General features: G+C 52.2%; 8 protein-coding genes. 7 read left to right on the top strand and 1 reads right to left on the bottom strand.

All coding sequences use genetic code 11. The annotated features are described in order from the left end of the window. Nucleotides 1-126 precede the first annotated feature (126 nt). The 7 genes from CRO74_RS23735 (at nt 127) to CRO74_RS23705 (ending at nt 13,205) form a co-directional block, all read left to right on the top strand. Nucleotides 127-717, top strand: coding sequence for an RNA polymerase sigma factor (locus CRO74_RS23735; RefSeq protein ID WP_097129577.1), 591 nt, complete (start codon nt 127-129; stop codon nt 715-717). A 78-nt stretch (nt 718-795) separates the two neighbouring features. After that, the gene (locus tag CRO74_RS23730) at nt 796-1,788 is read left to right on the top strand and encodes a FecR family protein (RefSeq protein ID WP_097129575.1); all 993 of its coding nucleotides are present in this window, start codon (nt 796-798) and stop codon (nt 1,786-1,788) included. A 17-nt stretch (nt 1,789-1,805) separates the two neighbouring features. Then, nucleotides 1,806-5,279, top strand: a complete 3,474-nt coding sequence (locus CRO74_RS23725; RefSeq protein ID WP_245877967.1) for a SusC/RagA family TonB-linked outer membrane protein — start codon at nt 1,806-1,808, stop codon at nt 5,277-5,279. Between the two features lie 24 nt (nt 5,280-5,303). Then, the gene (locus CRO74_RS23720) at nt 5,304-6,839 is read left to right on the top strand and encodes a RagB/SusD family nutrient uptake outer membrane protein (protein ID WP_097129572.1); all 1,536 of its coding nucleotides are present in this window, start codon (nt 5,304-5,306) and stop codon (nt 6,837-6,839) included. Between the two features lie 86 nt (nt 6,840-6,925). Then, entirely contained in the window at nt 6,926-10,666 is a 3,741-nt protein-coding gene (locus tag CRO74_RS23715; RefSeq protein ID WP_144035971.1) for a VCBS repeat-containing protein, read from the top strand. Nucleotides 10,667-10,705: 39 nt separating this feature from the next. Further along, nucleotides 10,706-11,611, top strand: a complete 906-nt coding sequence (locus tag CRO74_RS23710) for a glycerophosphodiester phosphodiesterase family protein (protein ID WP_179830287.1) — start codon at nt 10,706-10,708, stop codon at nt 11,609-11,611. A gap of 70 nt (nt 11,612-11,681) precedes the next feature. Further along, entirely contained in the window at nt 11,682-13,205 is a 1,524-nt protein-coding gene (locus CRO74_RS23705) for a GH3 auxin-responsive promoter family protein (protein WP_097129973.1), read from the top strand. Nucleotides 13,206-13,227: 22 nt separating this feature from the next. Here the strand turns inward: CRO74_RS23705 and CRO74_RS23700 are convergent, their stop codons facing one another. Next, nucleotides 13,228-14,907, bottom strand: coding sequence for a GMC family oxidoreductase (locus CRO74_RS23700; protein WP_097129567.1), 1,680 nt, complete (start codon nt 14,905-14,907; stop codon nt 13,228-13,230). Nucleotides 14,908-14,922 lie beyond the last annotated feature (15 nt).

Genomic DNA, 14,922 nt, shown 5'->3' with positions numbered 1-14,922 from the left:
TCATAATTGCATACAGCAAATAAAAACTATTCTTTTCCTAACGAGGGTAATTCTTTTTTACATTTGTTAATGGAGATAGTTCAAATTTAGCGTTTGACCACTGTCGCTGGCAGATCCTTGAGAAAAATGGATATGGAACTGACGGATAAGGATTTAGTGATTCGTCTCAAACAAGATGATGAAGTAGCGTTCGAAACGTTGTTTCGACGGTACTACCATTATCTGTATAGCATTGCTGTTCAATACGTAAAGGACCCCGCGCTGGCTGAAGATGCCCTTCAGGAAATCTACCTTAAATTATGGGTGAACCGTTCTCAACTGGACGAATTGCAATCCGTTCGGAGCTACCTGGCTACCGCCATGCGGCATCAGGTCTTAAACAGTATTCGGGACAACAAGCGGGCCATTTTGCGGCACATTACGCACCAGGTAAGCCAATCTGATACCGACACCACCACCGAAGAAACCCTCCTGCTTAACGAATACAGCTCCGTTTTTCGGGAAGGGCTGCGTAAGCTTTCGGCCCAACGGCGGCTGGTTTTCACCCTCCGATCCGAGCAGGGTTTATCCAACGAGGAGGTAGCGTCTAAACTCCATATTTCCATCAATACGGTCAAGGTGCAGTATTACCAGGCCTGCCGGTTCCTCCGCGACTATCTGCGTCAACACGCGGGTATTGAAGCGATGCTCCTCATCATGGCTGCTTTTTGCAGTTAATCCTGAATTATTTTTTTCTTTCCGATAATACTTTCCTTACCGGGTGGTGTATAGGTAGCACATAGCATTCCTATACCCATGACAGAACAACTACTTCAACGCTATTTTGCTAATCAGGTCACACCCGACGAAGCCCGGCGCGTGCTGGACTGGTTCAATACAGAGGCTGGTCAGACGTATTTACAAACCCGGCTCGACGCCCAGTTTGACGAACTAGCCTGGCTGGCACCGGCTATTGTTCCGGCACCCGATGCCGAACGAATGCTAAACGCCATTCGTGGGCGAATGGAACCCGCTACAACACCAACTGAAATACCCGTTCGACAACTCACGACCTGGGCACGACCGCTGCGTTGGGCCGCTGCGCTGGCAGGTTTTATCCTGCTGGCAACGGGCGCATTTATGGCCTATCGGCAGTGGTATCCCGACGACCTCGTTCGCCAGACGGCCTTCGGCAAAATGTCGACGCTGACTTTGCCCGACGGCTCAACGGTTACCCTGAATGGCAACAGCCGTTTACGGTATGCGCCCCGCTGGGCCAGCCACCAGACCCGTGAAGTATGGCTCGACGGGGAAGGTTATTTTCGGGTGACCCACAAACAAAATCACGAACGGTTTGTAGTCCACCTGCCTAACAAACTGAACATCGAAGTGCTCGGTACTCAGTTTAACGTGATGGCCCGGCAAGCGCGGGCTAAGGTGGTACTGAATACGGGTAAAATCCGGCTTGATGTTGGCGAACAGGCCAAAGAAAAGCTGGTTATGCGCCCCGGCGATTTGTTTTATGCCGATGTGAAAGCGAAAGTCTATTACCGCAAACACGTCGATGCGGCCGCGCAGTCGGCCTGGCAGTCTGGAAAGCTGACATTCGATGGCACCACCCTGCAGGAGGTCGCGCAGATGCTGGAAGATACCTATGGCGTGAAGGTGATTATTACCGACCCAGCCCTTCAGCGGCAAACAATCTCTGGAACTATCCCCAATCAATCTATGCAAACAATACTCAACGGCCTTACCACTTTATTCGACCTGCATATTACTCAACAATCAAATCAGATTATTATACAATGACGCAACCTCTTACTGCCATGACTAAACAATTAATTGCGCTTGGTTCATTGCTGTTGATTGGAATACTACCGACCCGGGCCCAGCTTGTGGCTTCCAGCAGTCGGTTCACTTCCTATCAAAAGCAACCAACAGACACGCGCCTGATTACGTTGAAAAGTGCGTTAAGTGAGCTTGAACAGCACTACAGCGTTTCATTTATTTACCCAACCAACCTGGTTAACACTAAAGTGTTGATGGTTAATCAGCGCAATCTGAATCTGGAAACAGAACTCGCCAATTTGCTGACCAGCACTGGGCTGACGTACCGAAAGGTGCAGCCCCGCTTTTACGCTATTGTTCCGGAAAAGGAAAAAAGTACGCGGCTTTTTCGTAAAATCGAACAGATCGAAACCAAAACCACCACCGATCCATCGACCGAAGCCGTAAGATTACCCGACCGGACCATCGACAAACTGGAACGCATCGGGTGGTCTACCACATCGGCCCAGCCCCTGGCCGACATCACGGGCAAAGTGCTCGACAAAAACGGGCAGGGGATTCCGGGGGTGAGTGTCGTTATCAAAGGCACCACGCGGGGCACCACCACAAACGTAGAAGGAGAATACAATTTGAATGCCCCAAACAACGCGGTGCTGGTGTTCAGTTTTGTGGGCTATGCCTCGCAGGAGGTAGCCGTAGCTAACCGAAGTCGCATTAACATTACCCTGCTGGACGATGTAAAATCCATCAGCGAAGTGGTAGTTGTCGGGTACGGAACCCAGAAACGGGCGTCTGTAACGGGTGCTATCTCGTCGGTATCGGCGCAGGAAGTCACGCAATTACCCGTACCGAGTGTAGAACAGGCCATTCAGGGACGCGTACCGGGTGTAACGGTCGTGAGTAACGGCTCCCCCGGCGAAACGCCCATTGTGCGTATCCGGGGAATAGGCTCGATCAACTATGCAGCCAACCCCCTGTATGTTATCGACGGCTTCCCAACGAGCGATCTGAATAACTTCGACACCCGCGACATCGAGTCCGTCGATGTATTGAAGGATGCCTCCTCGGCGGCTATCTACGGATCACGGGCCGCCAATGGCGTTATCATCGTAACCACTAAAAAAGGTACCAGCGATGGTAAACTGCACGTTAATTACGATGGCTACGTAGGCACACAAAGCGCTTGGCGTCAACTCGACTTGTTGAATCGGGACGAGTACATCCAGTATGGAACAGCTCTCCGAACCAATGCTGGTCAGCCAGTACCAACGCGGTTCGGTAACCTGAATCAGCCCATTTACGCCAGTGCATCACAAACGTATGCCCAAACGGATACAGACTGGCAGAAGGCCGTGTTCCAGGCTGCACCCATTACGCAGCACAGCGTGCAGTTGTCAGGTGGTAATGAAAAGTCGCGGTTCTATTCGTCCGTTGGTTATTTCAATCAGCAGGGGATTATGATCGGTACAGGGTACAAGCGCGGCAACTTCCGCATCAACTCCGACCACACCATTAGCAAGCGCTTTTCATTCGGCCAAACGCTGACCATCTCGTACGACGATAAGCTCAACGAAGTAAGCGCCGGCGGCCGGACTCAGGTGCAGAACATGATCCGCATGACACCCTACATGCCCATTGAAGACCCTAATCTGGTGGGTGGCTACCGTGGGCCAGACGGCTCGGACGGTTCCGACCCCCAAAACCCGGTTCGTGCGGCACTACAGGACCAGAGCAACACGCAGCGTATGAAAATTCTGGGAAGCGCCTATGTTGACGTTAAACTCATTGATGGTCTAACATACCGGCTGCGCGGAGGTATAGACTACGTAACGGCACGCACTTTTTCATTCCTGCCGATCTATAGCGAGAGTTTCAACGCCCGGGCACTGGCCAACATTTCCGACGACCGGCTGACGTACTCATCGCCCTTGATTTCTAACCAGTTGACCTACGAGAAAACCTTTGGCAAGCATAGTTTAAACGTGGTAGCTGTGGCCGAACGACAGGCGGGTAACAGCCTTCAGATAGTGGGTACGGGGCAGGCGGCATCCAATACCATCCGCGAGTTAAGTGCCGTGATCAGTACGAGCGCGGGTTTAAACGGCACCCGCTCTCAAAACGTGCTGCTGTCGTATCTGGGGCGCCTTAATTACGAATACGCGGGCAAGTATCTCTTGGGTGCATCGTTCCGGCGGGATGGCTCGTCGCGGTTTGCACCGGGCAACAAATGGGGGAATTTTCCATCGGTATCGGCAGGCTGGCGAATCAGCGAAGAAGCGTTCCTGAAAAATGTACCCGCCATTTCGGAGTTGAAACTTCGTGCCAGCTACGGTACCATGGGCTTCAACGGCATCGGCGATTACTCCTGGCAGGTGGCCGTTTCGCAGAATACCAACGCCATCATCGGGGGCGACCGCTCGCAGGGAACGTACTTTGACCGTCTGGGCAACACCGACCTTCGGTGGGAAGTTACGAAGATGAGCAACGTTGGGCTCGACCTGGGATTATTCAACAATAGCATCACCCTCTCGGCTGAAGTTTACCAGCGAAACACGGACGGGCTGATCCTGAACCAACCTATTGCACCCTCCATTGGCTACTCGCAATCCCCCATTGTCAACGTGGGCAGTATGCGAAATACGGGTGTCGAAATGCAACTCGGCTACAACAAAACGAAGGGCGCGCTGCGGTTCAACGCATCGGGCAACATTAGCTTTATTAACAATAAAGTGCTGAGCCTCGGACCCACCGTTTCGCCCCTGCTCAATGGTGCTAATGCCGATTACGGCGGATTTGACATTACCCGCACCGAAGCCGGTCAGCCAATTCAATATTTCTACGGCTGGCGGGTAGCGGGTATTTTCCAGAACGCCGACGAAATCAAAGCGGCCCCAACGCAGGATAACGCTGCGCCCGGCGACCTTCGCTTTGTTGATGCAAATGGCGATGGCCGAATTGACGCTAGCGACCGGGTCAATCTGGGCAGCTTCCTGCCCAAGTTCACGTATGGCCTGAACCTGTCGGCCAATTACCGGGGCTTCGATATGTCGCTGTTTTTTCAGGGTGTGCAGGGTAACAAAATTTACAACGGCGTAAAAGTTCTTGAGCAGGGTATGCTCCGGTTGTTCAACGCTGGCACGGATGTGCTGCGGGCCTGGACACCAACCAATACGGTCACGGACGTACCCCGTGCCGTCGATGGCGACCCCAATGGCAACTCGCGCACTTCGGACCGGTTTATTGAAGATGGCTCCTATTTACGGCTGAAAAACCTGAGCATTGGCTATTCGATACCAGCGGGTGCTTTACAGACGTTTTCTCGTGGAACCCTGAGCCGGGCGCGGATTTATGTAGCGTCGACCAACCTGCTGACGTTCACCAAATATACCGGCTACGACCCCGAAGTTGGCTCGCGAACCAGCAACACCAACCCAACGCTGACTAACGGTATCGATTACGGACAGTTTCCGCAGGCCCGCACCTTCATGGTAGGCCTTCAACTTGGTTTTTAAGAAACACAGATAAACAACGTCACTATGAAATCGACATATTGGACCTCGGGTATCGTGGCAATGGGGCTGTTCTTCGGATGCAGCACCAGCAGTCTGGATAAAGTAAACCCTAATCAGGTCATTACCGCTAATTATTACAAAGACTCCGCCGAGTTGCTCAAAGGCGTCAACTCGGTCTACGCCGTCTGGCAAAGCGCCAACCTGACCGGCCGTGAATGGTTCTTCCTCCACGATCTCCGCTCCGACGACGTAGCCTCGGGTGGCGGGCAGTTGGAAGCGCCCCGAAATCAGATTCTATCGGGTGCCCAAAACCCCGGAAACGGCGTTTCACTGTCGGTCTGGAACGGCCTTTACCGCGTCGTTCATCGGGCAAACGTTGTAATTGACAATGGCCCCGCCGTTACAGACAATCCAACTTTGGCAAAGCGGGTGGTGGCCGAAGCGAAGTTTCTCCGCGCCATGGCCTATTTCGATCTAACCACGTTTTGGGGTGCAGTACCACTGTATACCAACTATGTTACCGAAGTAGATGGCACAAAAGCGAAATCATCGGTCGATGAAATTTACACGCTGCTCATCGCTGATCTGCTGGCCGTTCAGGCTGATCTGCCCGCTACAGCTACCGGCGCCGACCTCGGCCGGGCTACGAAAGGAGCGGCCCAAGGATTGCTGGCACGGATCTATATGCAGAAAGGCGATTATGCCAATGCCAAAACCCAGCTTCAGTCGATCATCAGTTCGGGGCTATATAAGCTGACGGATAACTACCTCGATAACTTTATCGAAGAAGCCGAATTCAACTCGGAGTCGCTCCTCGAAATAGGGTTCTCCAAAATCGGTGACTTCAACTGGGATGCCGACGGCAACGATAACGGTGCCAACGAAACAATGACCCGCAGCCAGGAGTATTCAGCTATTGGCTGGCGAAATCTGATTCCTTCAGACGGTCTGCTGAACGAATACGAAAACACGGTTAAAGGCGATTCCAAAACGGACCCGCGCCTGAGGTATAATTTTTACTTCATTGGCGACACCTACAATAATGGTTTGAACACACTGGGCGAATCGCAGGTGCAGGGCAACACTTCGGTTGTAAATGGAGTGACGCAGAAAGTTAGCTGGCGGAAGTATACGGCCATGTATAAAAACAACGAAACCTTCTACACATCGGGCATCAACATGCGGCTGATCCGGTATGCTGAAGTGCTACTCATGATGGCCGAAGCCGAGAACGAAACCGGTAACAGCGCCAACGCCATTGCGCTGCTCAACCAGGTGCGGGGGCGGGCGAGCGTGGCTATGCCCGCCTACCCAACGGCCAAATACCCCGTTAACAGCAAAGCCGAAGTGTTCCGCGCCGTTGTCCACGAGAAACGAGTCGAGCAAGCGGGCGAACAGATTCGCAACCGGGACATTCTGCGCTGGAGGGCCCAAAATAAGCTACCGGCCGAGCCGATTTCGTACTTCGCGAAGGGAAAACAGGAGCTACTGCCCATTCCACAGCAGGAACTGGACAACAACAGTAAATTGTCCCAGCAAGACCAGAATCCGGGGTATTAATATCCTTACGAATTACCAACCTAATGTAAATAGTGAATCCCCGGCTGGCCTTGTTGTCAATCGGGGATTTTGTCTATATTTCAAGTATGCATCACTTACTCAGACTGGCCGCGTTTTCGGCACTTACATTGGTCGGCTGTACGCATTCATCGTCACGATTTGAGCGGCTGACAGCCAGTCGAACGGGTATTGACTTTGCCAATACCATTACAGAAAGTGACTCCCTGAATGTGCTGGAATTTGAGTATCTCTACAATGGGGGTGGCGTTGGCGTTGGCGATTTCAACGGCGATGGCCAACCCGATGTGTTCTTTGCCGGGAATCAGGTTTCCAGCCGGATGTACCTCAATAAAGGTGATTTCAACTTCGAGGATATAACCGACTCAGCGGGCGTTGGCACGACCTACTGGTGTACGGGCGTAGCTGTGGCCGATATTAACCAGGACGGGCGACAGGACATTTACGTATCGACTATTCACCCCGACCGCAACAAGGCCGTCCCTAACCTGCTTTTCCTTAATCAGGGCAACGACGCCAACGGCATTCCTCATTTTGTCGAATCGGCTAAAGCCGCCGGATTAGCCGATTCGAGCTACTCCACGCAAGCCACCTTTCTCGACTACGACCGCGACGGTGACCTTGACCTGTTCCTGTTAACCAACGCCCTCGAAAACTTCAATCGAAACAACGTCATCGGCCCCAGAAACGACGGCTCCGCCCGGAGTGTGGATAAGCTGTATGAGAATTTAGGAGTTAGTAGCGAGGATCGAGAAGTGAGGAGCCATCCGGCGGAGAAAACGCTATCGCGTTCAGCCACTGCTCCCGGCAGGCTCCTCACTCCTCGCTCCTCGCTACTAACTCCTAAACAACTCACTCCTCAATACAAAGATGTTTCCGCTCAGGCGGGGCTTGTTCATGAAGGTTGGGGACTGGGCGTGATGGTGAACGATGTAAATCAGGATGGGTGGCCGGATATTTATGTGGCCAATGATTTTCAGTCGAACGATGTCTGGCTCGTCAATAATCGGGATGGAACGTTTAGTAATCGCATTGCCGAAACCCTGAAACACCAGAGCCACAACAGCATGGGCATGGACATGGCCGACATTAATAACGATGGACTGATCGACTTCGCCGTGGTGGACATGCTGCCCGATGATAACCTTCGGCAGAAAACCATGTTCTCCACCATTCCCTACGACCGTTTTCAGATGGCTCGTCGGCTCGGTTACCAGCCGCAATACATTCGAAATGTCCTTCAACTGAACAGTGGGTTTGGGGCAGAGGGCAGAGGGCAGAGGGCAGAAGGCGTGGGACAAGGGGTAAAGGGTAACAAAGAAAGCCCCAACCCTACCCCCTATGCCCAAACCCCTATGCCCCCTGCCCCGAACCCCCTACCCTCTGCCCTCCCCCACTTCTCCGACATTGGCTACCTGGCCGGGACGGCGGCAACCGACTGGAGCTGGAGCGCCCTGTTTTCGGATCTGGACAACGATGGCTTTTCGGACTTGCTGATTACAAACGGCTACCGCAAAGACATTACTGATCTGGACTTTACCAGCTATAACCGGGATGATGGCAACTTCGGCACCGATGCCGACAGGCGTGCCCAGCTCCTGAAACGGATTGTTGATCTGGAGCCCGTTTACAAACCAAATTTCCTTTTTCACAATACCGGCGACCTCCACTTTACCAATGTCGCTGCTGACTGGGGCCTGACCGAATCCTCCTTCACGAACGGCACCGCCTACGCCGACTTCGACAACGACGGCGATCTGGATCTGGTCATGAATAACATCAACGACCCGGCCTTCATTTATCGAAATCAGATCGTTGAGCGTGTCAAAGATTCGTCGGACGGGCATTTTCTAACGATACAGTTGCGTGGGAAACCCGGTAATCTGGAGGGCCTTGGTGCTAAAATTGCCGTCTGGGCGAACGGGCAGTTGCACTACACCGAATATACCCGGCAACGTGGCTACCTATCCACGATGGCGTCGGGTATTCATGTGGGGCTGGGTTCTGCCAAACGCATCGACTCGTTGAAGATCGTCTGGCCAACGGGCAACGGTCAGCTCATTCGGACTATAAAAACGAACCAAGTCCTGACCCTGGATGAGCGAAAAGCCACTCCTCAGTCACCTTCGTTTATGCAGTTACAGCTCCTGGCGAAGCCTTTACTCACTGAAGTCTCGACCAAACTGGCGGGTCTGGACTATCAGCATCAGGAAGACGACTTTGTCGATTATAAAGCCCAGCAAACACTTCTCGCCCATAAACATTCGCAGATTGGGCCGGGGCTCGCGGTTGGCGATGTGGATGGCAACGGCCTAGATGATGTTTACATCGCAGGCAGCGCCTACAAAGGAGGTACGTTCTTTCTGCAACAGAAAAGCCAAACCGGAGGACCCGTCTCCTTTCGGCGGAAAGACCGGCTGGCAAAAAAGCCGGAAGAAACCGGCGTACTCCTCTTTGACGCCGATAACGACGGAGACCTCGACCTCTATACCGTTCATGGCAGCACTGAGTTTGGTCGGGATGAAAAAGTCTGTCAGGACAGTCTATACCTGAATGACGGAAAAGGCAATTTTCGAGCGTCGTCAACTGCGCTGCCCAACACCATGTCCAGCGGCTCGTGCGTCATTGCCACCGACTTTGACCACGACGGCGACCTGGACCTGTTCATCGGCGGCCGTATCGTACCGCAGCGCTATCCGGAGCCCGCCCGAAGCTACTTGTTACGCAATGACAGCAAACCGGGCTCAGTCCGCTTCACCAACGTTACGAATCAATTGGCTCCAGGCCTGAGCCGGGCGGGCTTGATCTGTTCGGCGCTTTGGACCGACGTTGACAACGACAACTGGCCCGATCTCATGCTGGCGGGTGAGTTTATGCCCATTATTATCTTTAGGAATCAACAGGGCCGCGCGTTTTCGCCCGTTAACACGCCTGAACTGGCTAAAGCCGTTGGTTTCTGGAACAGCCTTTCAGCGGGGGATTTCGACAACGACGGCGACATGGACTATATAGCGGGAAATAATGGTCTGAATAGCCGATTACGGGCGTCAGTTGAGCAACCTATATCCGTCTACGCAGCGGATTACGACAAAAACGGCACGCTGGACCCTATCCTGAGTTTTTTCAACGGGGGCGTCGAATATCCGGTTCACCCGCGCGATGTGCTGACGGATCAAATCCCTTCTTTCAAAAAGAAGATGACGACCTATGCCGCTTACGGAAAAACGACCTTACCCAGCCTGTTATCAACCGAGAAAAAAACGCTTGCACAGGTTAAGCGCGCTACTTTTCTGGCATCTGCTTACATTGAAAATCGGGCGGGCACTTTTTTGGTACATGATTTACCCCTTGAAGCTCAATTTTCACCCATGTTCGGCAGTTCGGTTACAGACCTTAACCACGACGGCAATCTGGATATTCTCTTGGTAGGTAACGATTACGCAACCGAAGTCCTTTCGGGCTGGCAGGATGCGGGGCTTGGGTTAGGCTTGCTGGGCGATGGACGGGGCAATTTCAGACCACTTTCACTAGCCAAATCCGGCTTTGTCGTTGATGGTGATGCCAAAGCACTGGCCAGTCTCCTGGTGGCGAATGGACAGTTGTGGTACATAGCAACACAGAACAATGGCCCGCTGCGGGTATTTACGGCAACAGCACCCGAAGCGGTCTATCATCGCCTAAACCCTGCCAGCCTACACCCGGCAACTGGTGTTACCCAGCGAAAACAGGAATTTAACTACGGCAACAGCTACCTATCTCAATCATCGTGGGTACAGCTCAGGACGATTTCAGAAAAAAATCACAACTAAAAAAGAAATTGTACATTTGGAAGCCATTCCATCTGCCTCATGCGCTTTTTGTTCGTATTGGTTACTATGCTTATAAATGCTCTTGTTTCGTCAGATTCACCTACGTTCGATATACAGGGGCATCGGGGTTGCCGGGGTTTAATGCCAGAGAATACCGCTCCTGCTTTTCTGAAAGCGCTGGATCTTGGCGTGACAACCCTCGAAATGGATGTAGTAATCAGTAAAGACCGGCAAGTGGTTGTGTCGCACGAACCGTATTTCAACGCGGCATTCAGTATTGCTCCGGACGGCGTGCCGGTTAATAAGAAAGAGCAGAAGAATCTGATTCTTTATAAACTGGATTATGCCACCATCAAACGCTATGATGTGGGCTCCAATGGAAATCCAGCTTATCCCGAACAGCAAAAGCTTAAGGTATACAAGCCTCTGTTGAGTGAGGTTATTGAGCAGACCGAAGCGTATCGTGCATCACATAATCTCCCCCAATTTTCGTATAACATCGAAATCAAAAGTGAGCCATCCGAGTACGGGAAAAGTCAACCCGAACCGGCGGAGTTTTGTGACCTTGTCCAGATGGTCTTAAAAAAACAGTTTCCGACTGGGCGTGTTAACCCAGACCGGATTGTTATTCAAAGCTTTGATTTTGCCATGCTGAAGCAGTGGAAGAAAGGCGTTGCGGAGAGCAATTATCCACCTGTTCGGCTATCGGCTTTGGTAGAGAACCTGCGAAGTCCGTCAACCAATCTTAATGAACTTGGCTTCAAACCCGACATTTACAGCCCCAATTTCCGTCTGCTTAGCCAACGAAAAATTACCTGGTTGCACGATCAGGGTATTCGGGTTATTCCATGGACGATTAACCAACGGGCCGACATGGAACGGCTGAAACGGTGGGGTGTCGATGGGCTCATTACGGATTATCCAGACCGGGCAAGCGGCTTGTAAACAGATTCTTTGGTTTTACGTTTTCATCACTAACCTCTTCTATATGGTTAGTTTATGTTATTTTAGCCCCATGACTTTTCTAAATACCACGCTCAAATGGCTCCTTCAACGGCGACTGCCGCGCATTGAGGCTATGAAGCAAAACCCCGGAGTGGTGCAGCAAAAAGTCTTTAATCAACTGATTCGGGCCGGTCGTCGGACGGATTGGGGCAAAAAACACGCGTACAAATCCATTCAAACCATTCAGGATTTTCAGAAACAGGTGCCGGTCTCAAGTTACGAAGACCTGTTTCCTTACATCGAACGGGTGCTGAAAGGGGAGAATAAAGTTCTCTGGCCATCGCCCGTACGCTGGTTTTCCAAGTCGTCCGGAACGACCAACGCACGGAGCAAATTCATTCCGGTCACGACCGAGTCGCTGGATGAGAGTCACTTCAAAGGGGGCAAGGATATGATGGCCCTGTACATTGCCAACAACCCCGATAGCCGGGCGTTTGAAGGCAAAGGGTTATCCATTGGTGGCAGTCTTCATCAGAATCCGTACGGAAATAACAGTGCGGCTGGCGATGTGTCGGCTGTAGTCATGAAAAATCTGCCCAGCTGGGCACAGTATATCCGCACGCCTTCCCTCCAGGTCGCCCTGATGGACGAATGGGAAGCCAAACTGGAACGCATGGTCGACATTACGTCGCAGGAAAACGTGACCAGCATGTTGGGAACGCCCACCTGGGGCATGGTGCTCATCGATCGAATCCTGACCCGAACGGGTAAATCGAACATTCTGGAAGTATGGCCCAACTTTGAGGTGATGATGCACGGGGCCGTTAATTTCCAACCGTACCGCGAGCTGTTTCAGCAACACGTTTTCCCTTCCAAAAGCGTCCGGTATCAGGAAGTTTACAATGCGTCGGAAGGTTTTTTTGCCATTCAGGACGACCTTTCGCGTGTGGGCGAAATGCTGCTCATGCTCGATTACGGTATTTTCTATGAGTTTGTGCCCATTCACGAAGCCGACCAGCCATTTCCTAAAGCGTTGACCATCGAAGAAGTAGAGCTGGATAAAAATTACGCGCTCGTCGTTTCCACCAATGGCGGCCTTTGGCGCTACAAAGTGGGCGACACCGTCCGATTTACCTCGCTCTATCCGCATCGGTTAAAGGTCAGCGGCCGGACCAAGCATTTCATCAACGCCTTTGGCGAAGAAGTAATCGTTGAAAACGCCGAAACGGCCATTACCCAGGCCTGTGAAGCTACGGGAGCAGTCATCACCGATTATACCGCCGGACCGAGCTACATGAGCAACGGTGCCAATGGATGCCACGAGTGGGTCATCGAATTTTCGCAGGAGCCAAACGACCAGCAGCGGTTCAATCAAATTCTCGACGACACCCTTCGCCGGATCAATTCCGACTACGACGCTAAACGGTATAACGATATGGTGCTCAAACGGCCCCGTATCCACATAGTGCCACCGGGTACGTTCTACGCCTGGATGAAACAGCGTGGCAAAGTAGGCGGTCAGCACAAAGTGCCCCGTCTGGCAAATTCAAGGGAGTACCTGGACGATATTCTGCGGAAAGTTTTTGAGGTATAGGCGTCAAATGCCTTTAGCTCTTTTACCGAGTGCTTTCATACTGGTGTTCATTATGCTGGAAAGTCTTCCCCAAAATCAGATCGGCAGCTTTTTCGGCAATCATAATAACCGGTGCGTTGGTATTGCCCGACACGATCGTCGGTATGATGGAAGCATCGACTACCCGTAGCCCGTCAATACCCCTCACCCGCAAATCTGCATCCACAACGGCCAGTTCATCGGACGAGGGTCCCATTTTACAAGTGCCAACCGGATGGTAAACCGTTTCCAATATACTAAGTATATGTTGCCACAGATCATCGTCCGATGCATGGACCGCTGGTACATTAATACCCCGGCTGTAGGGACCGAAGGCGTCGGCTTGCATCACGTCAATCGTTTTTCGAAGACCGCTCAGCAACACCTGCCTATCTTGTTCGTCGGTCAGGTAATTCGGCTGAATAAGGGGAGCATCGAGTGGGTTATTGGAACGCAGTCCAACATAGCCCCGGCTTCTGGGCTTGAGTAAGGTTGGCAGAACGGTATAGCCATCCGTTACGGGGTAAGTTGACAGATCATAGAAGTCCGTCTTATCGCCAGTATCAAAATGAACCGGGGCAAAGTGAAGCTGCATGTCGATGCGGCCCGCATCGGCATCGGCGATGCTCAGCAGATCGGTTTGGTAGAAGGCAACAGCTTCGAGCGGGCTTATGGTCATTGGCCCTTTTTTACTGATCAGGAACTGAGCCAGTCCTTTCAGCTGGTTCAAAGGCTTGAGGTGAAAATTAGCCGAAATACCCCGTTGCGAGCACAAACTGCTAACCCCCGAGAAAAGATGATCCTGCAAGTTTTGCCCCACACCGGGCAGCTCTTTCTTGACGGACACCCCCGCCGACTGCAGCACATCGGCAGGTCCAATACCGGATAGCATCAACAATTGAGGTGACTGAAATGAGCCTGCCGATAAAATAACTTCCTTTCGTGCTCTGGCGTGCTGGGTCTGGTTCTTACCAATTATAAACTCGACCCCGGTTGCCCGATCCTGCTCAATCAGAATCTGCTTTGTATGCGCGTGGGTAATGACTTTAAGATTGGGACGGGTCAGGGCGGGCTTTAAAAAGGCCGTTGCGGCACTATGTCGTCGACCGTCCTTGATCGTGAATTGAAACAAACCCGTGCCTCCCTGGTCGGCTCCGTTATAATCATCATTTTTCCGAATGCCCGATTGCATACAGGCATTGACAAAAGCGCCGGCAAGCGGTGTTTGAAACCGGGTAGCAAACGTAACATTCAACGGCCCGTCCTTACCGTGGTAGCGCGAGTCGAGCTGAGCGAATTGCTCATTATGCTCTGACCGGATAAAGTAAGGCAACACGTCGTTGTACCCCCACCCCGGATTACCAAACGAAGCCCAGTCGTCGTAGTCGAGTCGGTTGCCGCGTACGTAAGCCATTGCATTAGTCGATGAGCAGCCGCCCAGTGTTTTCCCGCGAGGCTGATACATTCGCCGTCCGTTGAGGGCTTGTTGCGGTTCGGTCCAGAATCCCCAGTCAACGGTCGATCCATGTAATTTGGTGTAAGCCGCCGGAATCTGAATCTCCATTTTCGTATCAGGGCCACCCGCTTCCAGCAACAGAACTGAATTTGTCGGATCGGCTGAGAGCCGATTGGCTAATACGCAACCAGCCGAGCCGGCCCCAATAATAATGTAATCGACGTCCATAACAGAGAAGGTTTT

The organism is Spirosoma fluviale (genome assembly GCF_900230225.1).
GTDB lineage: Bacteria > Bacteroidota > Bacteroidia > Cytophagales > Spirosomataceae > Spirosoma > Spirosoma fluviale.
Note: the sequence above shows the minus strand (reverse complement) of the source record. Positions and strands in the feature narration are given on the sequence as shown.

Coding starts and splice junctions, on each gene's coding strand:
- CRO74_RS23700 (WP_097129567.1), bottom strand. CDS start 14,907: ATGGACGTCGATTACATTATTATTGGGGCCGGCTCGGCTGGTTGCGTA.
- CRO74_RS23710 (WP_179830287.1), top strand. CDS start 10,706: ATGCGCTTTTTGTTCGTATTGGTTACTATGCTTATAAATGCTCTTGTT.
- CRO74_RS23720 (WP_097129572.1), top strand. CDS start 5,304: ATGAAATCGACATATTGGACCTCGGGTATCGTGGCAATGGGGCTGTTC.
- CRO74_RS23705 (WP_097129973.1), top strand. CDS start 11,682: ATGACTTTTCTAAATACCACGCTCAAATGGCTCCTTCAACGGCGACTG.
- CRO74_RS23730 (WP_097129575.1), top strand. CDS start 796: ATGACAGAACAACTACTTCAACGCTATTTTGCTAATCAGGTCACACCC.
- CRO74_RS23715 (WP_144035971.1), top strand. CDS start 6,926: ATGCATCACTTACTCAGACTGGCCGCGTTTTCGGCACTTACATTGGTC.
- CRO74_RS23735 (WP_097129577.1), top strand. CDS start 127: ATGGATATGGAACTGACGGATAAGGATTTAGTGATTCGTCTCAAACAA.
- CRO74_RS23725 (WP_245877967.1), top strand. CDS start 1,806: ATGACTAAACAATTAATTGCGCTTGGTTCATTGCTGTTGATTGGAATA.